This is a genomic window from Serratia sp. JSRIV006, from assembly GCF_019968685.1.
Taxonomy (GTDB): Bacteria; Pseudomonadota; Gammaproteobacteria; order Enterobacterales; family Enterobacteriaceae; genus Chania; species Chania fonticola_B.
The window spans coordinates 1,083,419-1,088,363 of the sequence record NZ_CP074137.1; the positions used below are offsets into that span (position 1 = coordinate 1,083,419).

The 4,945-nt window shown below is 59.3% G+C and carries 3 protein-coding genes; all 3 read right to left on the reverse strand.

Translation table 11 applies throughout. From position 1 onward, the window contains the following. Positions 1 to 17 precede the first annotated feature (17 nt). From KGP16_RS04955 to KGP16_RS04965, 3 genes are read right to left on the reverse strand one after another with little or no spacing between them, the layout of a single operon-like run. Positions 18 to 1,187 carry an HlyD family type I secretion periplasmic adaptor subunit gene (locus KGP16_RS04955; protein WP_166734185.1) on the reverse strand — a complete coding sequence of 390 codons (1,170 nt, stop codon included), beginning with the start codon at positions 1,185 to 1,187 and terminating at the stop codon, positions 18 to 20. A gap of 10 nt (positions 1,188 to 1,197) precedes the next feature. Further along, a complete protein-coding gene (locus KGP16_RS04960) occupies positions 1,198 to 3,336 on the reverse strand; it encodes a type I secretion system permease/ATPase (RefSeq protein WP_209528804.1) in 2,139 nt (712 codons plus the stop codon). Positions 3,337 to 3,361: 25 nt separating this feature from the next. Beyond that, complete coding sequence (locus KGP16_RS04965) at positions 3,362 to 4,759, reverse strand: TolC family outer membrane protein (RefSeq protein WP_223498941.1); 1,398 nt, start codon at positions 4,757 to 4,759, stop codon at positions 3,362 to 3,364. Between the last annotated feature and the right edge of the window lie 186 nt (positions 4,760 to 4,945).

Below are 4,945 nucleotides of genomic sequence, written 5' to 3' on the forward strand. Positions count from 1 at the left end.
TCTCTGGCCTTTAATAATTACCGTTCCCGCAACGACTCTTTCACCTTGTTCAGCGGCTTGATCAGGTAATCCAGCACGCTTTTCTGCCCGGTTTTGATCTCCACGCTGGCCACCATTCCCGGCACGATCGGGAACTTCTTACCCGCCTTATTCATCAGCTCCGCCTGCTTGGTGCGCACGTAAACCCGGTAGTAATACTGGTCACGTTTGACCTCGTCCTGAAGGGTATCCGGGGAAACTTTCTCCACCTCGCCATTCAGGTTGCCGTAGATCGACGAATCATAGGCGGTTACCTTGACGGTGGCGGGCAGGCCAGGGCGGATATAGGCGATATCCCGTGGGTTGATGCGGGTTTCGATCAGCAACTGATCTTCCAACGGCACGATCTCCATCAGCTTGCCGCCTGGCTGCAACACGCCGCCCACGGTGGTCACCTGAATATCCTTCACGATCCCACGCACTGGCGAGACCATGGTGGCGCGATCCAACTGATCTTCCTTACCGTTCACCAGCTCTAACTGGGCGTCGAGATCGGCGTTGTTTTTTACCTGCTCCTCACGCGCCCGCACGGCATACTGGTTAATTGCTTCGTCAATCTTGCCGCGCAGTTCGCTGACCTGCCGCCGCAGACGGATGACTTCAACCTGGCCGGCAGCCCCTTTGGCAACTAGCGGTTCGGTCATGCGTAACTCCTGCTGGACCAACTGCATCGACTGTTGCAGGTTGCTGACGGTCTCATCGCGGTTGCGCTTGCGGGATTCATACAGCTGGCGTTCACGGGCCACCAGACTTGGCTCCTTCAAGGTATCGGCGCTGAACTGAAGTGGCTCGCCGGTCAGCTCGGAACGCAGGCGTTCGGCGGAGGCGCGCAGGGTGCGTACGCGGGAAAAGGCCTCGCCATAGTTGGACTGGAAGCGTTTCACATCCAACTGCGCCAGTTTCTGGCCCTTGTTGACGATATCCCCTTCATGCACATACAGGTGGTCGATAATCCCACCGTCCAGGCTCTCAATCAGCTGCGCCCGGCTTAAGGGCGTGACCTTGCCGGTGCCGACGGTGACCTCATCGAGCAGGGCAAAATAGGCCCAGACCACAAACAGGATCATCCCCAACAGCGTCAACCAAAGTACCGAGGAATGCCGCCGCCCCTGGCGTGCCAGATCGTCTTGCATGGTGATATTGCTCATTGCCTGCTCCTCATGCTACGCCCTGTTCTTTATTGATCGGCTTATTGGCTGCCTGCAGGATCTGATCCTTTGGCCCATCGGCCACCACGCGGCCGTTATCCAGCACCACAATGCGATCTACCAGCTTCAACAGCGCTGGCCGATGGGTGACCAGCACCAGCGTGCGGCCGCTGAGCCAGCCGTGCATCTGGCGGATCACGTACTCTTCCAACTGTTCATCCATGGAGGCGGTGGGTTCATCCAGCAGCACGATTTGCGGGTTACGCAGGATCATACGGCTCAACAACACCATCTGGCGCTGGCCGCCGGACAGGCCGCGGCCTCCTTCATGAATAATGCGATCCAGGCTGGCGGCATCTTGTTGCACCAGGCTCAGTGCCCCCGAGATCCGCAGCGCCTGAAGCATTTCCGATTCGGTAGCATGAGGGTGGCCGAGCATCAGGTTCTGGCGCAGGCTGCCGAAAAACAGCCGCGACTCCTGCGAGAGAAAGCCCAGTTGGCGGCGTACATCGCTGGGATCGATATGGCTGATGTCGACCCCGTCGATGATCACCTTGCCCCGGGTGGCGCTGGCTTGACCGGAGAGCAGCTTCAGCAGCGTCGATTTCCCCGCGCCGACCTTGCCGAGGATCGCTACCCGTTCGCCGGGTTTGATCTCCAGATTATTGACGGTGATCGAGTTTTCCCCTTTCTCCACGTCGTAGCTGTATTGCAGATTGCGCAGTTGGAAATGGCCGCTGAGCACCGGGCAATGAGCCATCTTGCCCTCTTCCGGTTTATCGAGCGGCTTCTTCAACAGATCGTCAAGGCCGGTCATGGCGGTTTTGGCGTGCTGCCAGCGTGAGAACACCATGGTCAACTGCATCAGGGGGGCGATGGTGCGTGAGGAAAGCAGGCTACAGGCCACCATGGTACCGGTAGTGATATCGCCGGCGAGCACCAGATAGCTGCCAAACACCAGCATCCCGGCATAGGTCAACTGCTGCACCGTTGAGGCCCAACCGCTGAGCCGCGCGCCCCACAGCCGCTGCTGCATACCGATGTTGGCACTGACCGCGTGGGTCTGCTCCCATTGGCGCTGGAAGTAGGGCTCGGCTTGTAGTGCCTTGATATCCTCAACCCCTTCGATCGACTCAACCAGCACCGCGTTGCGCAGAGCGCTTTCCCGCATGCCTTCCTTCGCCAGCTTGGCCATCGGCCATTGCAGCAAGATGCCAGGAATGACGATCAGCGGGATCGCCAGCATCGGGATAAACACCAGCGGGCCACCAACCAGCGCCATAATGGCGAGGAACAGCAGCACGAAGGGCATATCCGCCGCCGCGCCCACGGTGGTGGAAGTCAGCAATTCCCGTACCTGATCGATCTCCCTCAACTGCGAGATAAACGAGCCTGTCGATTTTGGCCGCGCTTCGTTTTTGATCGCCAAGGCGCGGGCAAACAGCATGCCTGAGATCTTCAGGTCGATTTTCTTGCCCATCAGATCGGAGATCACGGTGCGCGACAGGCGGATGGCATACTCCAGCGCCGCCGCGATCAGCACCCCAAAGAACAGTACCCATAAGGTGGAGTAAGACTGGGCCGGAATAACCCGGTCATAGACCTGCATCGAAAACAGAATACCGGCCAGTGCCAGCACGTTGCTGATGATCGATGCCAGCGAGATCTCGCCGATTTGCCGTTTGGCCCCGCGAAAATGTTGCCAGAACCAGTGTTTGCGATAGGGCTGTACGAAGTCGTCGATGCGCGCATCCTGCCCGCGCTTCGCCGCCCCCAGCAGCACAATGGTGCCTTGCCCTTTCAGCAGCAGCTCTACCAGCTCGGCCTCTCGTTGCACGTCGCCGCTGTCGTTGAGCCAATACAGCGCCTTACCCTCACTATCGAGGGATTCGATCACCATCAGGCCGCCGTCGTCGATCTCGATCAGCGCGGGCAGGATCTCGTTGCGCCAGCGGACTTTCTCCCGTGGCTGCAAGCTGACGCTAAGCCCCATCAGGTGGCCCAGACGTTCCAGGCGGCGCGGGGCTGGCAGTTGTTCATACCAGCGCATTTGCTGGCGGACGGATTTGATATCGACAGCCAGACCGTAGCCGTTGGCCGCTCGGGCCATGGCTGCGATCCAGGCTTCGAGTGAAGCAGGTTGTGACATAAGCGCTCCTGGCAAATCATTCAGACTACAGCGACGGTAAGCTGTCGCCACTGGCTCGTTGGCGCTCGATACCCAACATATCCAATAAGTTGTCGACCGCGGAGGCGTAGCGCACCGCCGCGTCCCATCCGTCGTACAGGGCGATAACGCGTGAGCTTTCTGCCTGTAGCACGTCTTGTTCCACGCTGAGCAGGTCGTTCAGGCTGCGCTTGCTGAGCTTGTACTCGTCCTGATAAACGCTGCGGGTATAGTCCGCGCTGCTCAACTGCTGTGCACCGGCAAGCTCTCGCTGCTGGGCACCGATCAGGTCCGCATAGGCGGTGGAGGCTTTCTGGTTCATATCCAGCTTGGCGGCCTCGACCTGAGCCTGTGCCGCCTGGCGATCGCCCTCGGCGGCATCGACCTTGGCATTGACCGCGCCGCCCTGATAGATCGGTGCCTGCACTACGAGCTGCAGCTGATCGTTCCAATAGGATTGGGCATCGTTGCCATCGCTCTCATAGCGGGTGCGGCCTGCCTGAACCGAGATGGTAGGCCAGTGCTGGGCTTCGGCCTGGCGGATGCGCTGGGTCGCGGCTTCCTGCTTGGCCTGGGCGCTGAGCACCGCATTGCTTTTTTGATAGGGCAGCGACTTGAGGGTGATTTTCTGTTGCAACAGTTGCTGCGGCAGGTCGGGCAATTTATCCGGCACGACGCCGGTCAGTACGGAAAGCTGCGCCAGGGCCGAACGGTGTTGGGCGCGATACTGTTCCAGCGTGGCGTTCATCCCGGCGATGCGGGTTTGCGCCTGTAACACGTCGGATTGTGAACTGAGGCCAGCATTGGCCCGCAGCTCGGCAATTTCCTTGACCCGGTTCAGTGACACCAGGTTGCGCTCCGCCGCTGTACCCAAGTCCTGATAGCGCTTGACCTGTAGGTAAGCCTGCAGCGTTTGTTGGCCCACCTCGGTCATGGTTTGGTACAGCGTGTAGCGATAGGCGTCGGAGAGGTTATTTTGTTCCTCAATGCTGCCGCTGGTTTTGCCGAAGTCATACAGCAACTGATTCAGGGTTACGCCTGCCGAGGCGTTGTTGTTCAAGGTGCCAGAGGAGTCGGTCTGGCTGGATTTGCCAAAATTGCTGTTGAGGGCAATTTGCGGGAACCAGGCGCTTTGTGCCAGCGCCAGATCGGCCTTACCCACGTTAATCTGCGCCGAAGCCTGGGCGATCTGCGGGTTACGAGCAAAGGCTCGCAGGATCGCATCCTGTAACGTCAGCGTCATTACCGAACGTTCTGTTGGTGCGGCTTGCCAGTTAAATTCGACCTGCGGTGCGGCGAGAGACTGACCAGTCAGCCCGCCTAATCCGCCCAAAAACAGTCCGATTGTGGCCGCACGCCGTAGCGTGAGCCGAGTTCCATCCATGCCATAAAGGTGTCTTTTCATTATCGCTACCACATCTATGCCGATAACTGCGCTGGGTTGCCGTTTCGGCTTTGTTATTGTGACGATCGTTAATTTCGGCGGCCCGTCTCCCGAACGGAACCGCCGCACTGCCTTGGCCTGAACTCTGTCATTCCCATGCCACTGGCTCGCTGCGTACGAGCCAGTGGCTGACGGATGGGCCGGGTA

Excerpts from the sequence above, each read along its gene's own strand:
- KGP16_RS04955 (WP_166734185.1), bottom strand. The coding sequence starts at position 1,187 with ATGAGCAATATCACCATGCAAGACGATCTGGCACGCCAGGGGCGGCGG.
- KGP16_RS04960 (WP_209528804.1), bottom strand. The coding sequence starts at position 3,336 with ATGTCACAACCTGCTTCACTCGAAGCCTGGATCGCAGCCATGGCCCGA.
- KGP16_RS04965 (WP_223498941.1), bottom strand. The coding sequence starts at position 4,759 with ATGAAAAGACACCTTTATGGCATGGATGGAACTCGGCTCACGCTACGG.